Below are 1403 nucleotides of genomic sequence, written 5' to 3'. Positions count from 1 at the left end.
TGGTCACCGGAGGGGGATCTCTACTTTGTTTCGGATCGCAGCGGCTGGTGGAACCTCTATCGCTGGGATCCCCAGGGCCCCATTCCCCTCTGCCCTATGGAAGCGGAGTTTGGAGAGCCGCAGTGGGTGTTTGGCCTGAGCACCTACGGCTTCTGTGGCGATGGGCGCATCCTGGCCTGTTATGAACAAGACGGGCTGTCTCATCTGGCTTATCTGGATCCCCATTCAGGACAGTTGGCAGGGATCCCCTTGCCCTACACCCAGATCAGCGGTTTGCAGGTAAGTGGGGAAAAAGCCGCTTTCCTGGCCGGATCCCCGACGGAAGCCACTGCCTTGGTCTGCCTAGACTTACCCTCCAGCCAAGTGGAGGTGGTGGCCCGTTCCAGCAGCGTGGCGGTGGATCCCGACTATCTGTCGATCCCAGAGCCTATTGTTTTTCCCACCGGCGGCGGCAAGGCAGTGGCCTATGCTTTCTTCTATCCCCCCAAGAACCGCGACTTTGTTGCTCCCACTGGCGAAAAGCCACCCCTATTGGTGAAAAGCCACGGCGGGCCCACCGGAGCGACGGCAGCGGTGCTCAACCTAGGGATCCAATACTGGACCAGTCGGGGGATTGCCGTTTTGGATGTCAACTACCGGGGCAGCAGCGGCTATGGGCGGGCCTATCGGGATGCCCTCAAAGGCCGGTGGGGCCTGGTGGATGTGGAAGATTGCATCGCCGGAGCTCAATTTTTGGCAGAACAGGGCAAGGTGGACGGGGAACGGCTGCTCATTCAAGGGGGCAGCGCTGGTGGCTATACCACGTTGGCGGCCTTGACCTTCCACAGGGTCTTCCGGGCGGGTGCCAGCTACTACGGGGTGAGCGATCTGGAAGCCCTAGCCCAGGAGACCCACAAGTTCGAGTCTCGCTACTTGGACAGCCTTATTGGCCCCTACCCAGAGCGACGGGATCTCTACCGGGAGCGCTCCCCCATTCATCACCTAGAGGGCCTCAATTGTCCGGTTATCTTCTTCCAAGGGTTGGAAGACGCCATCGTGCCCCCCAATCAGGCGGAGAGGATGGTGGCAGCCCTACGGGCCAAAGGGATCCCAGTGGCCTATGTGCCCTTCGAGGGAGAGCAACATGGCTTTCGCCAGGCGGCCAACATCAAACGGGCCTTGGAGGCAGAGCTTTACTTTTATGCCCAGGTGCTGGGGTTTCCGCTGGCAGAACCTCTTGAGCCGGTTCGGATCGAGAACTTGGACACCTGATGATGACTGCTCAATGGGTCGAATAGAAAGGGATCCCGTCCCATCTATGGCCCATTGTTGCTCCACAACGCTGTCGCGACAGAGCAGCCCCTCTATGATGGACTTACCAGCCAACCCGGATGGAGCATGACTCTAGTCAATAATAAGCTCAA

General features: G+C 59.4%; 1 protein-coding gene. It reads left to right on the top strand.

Translation table 11 applies throughout. The features are described 5' to 3' along the window. On the top strand, positions 1–1251 hold a 1251-nt coding region (locus tag NW856_RS08460), incomplete at its 5' end, for a prolyl oligopeptidase family serine peptidase (protein WP_414399821.1). Positions 1252–1403: the final 152 nt, after the last annotated feature.

The organism is Synechococcus sp. R3-13 (assembly GCF_047462195.1).
Classification (GTDB): domain Bacteria; phylum Cyanobacteriota; class Cyanobacteriia; order Thermostichales; family Thermostichaceae; genus Thermostichus.
This window is presented reverse-complemented; position numbering and strand designations above follow the sequence as displayed.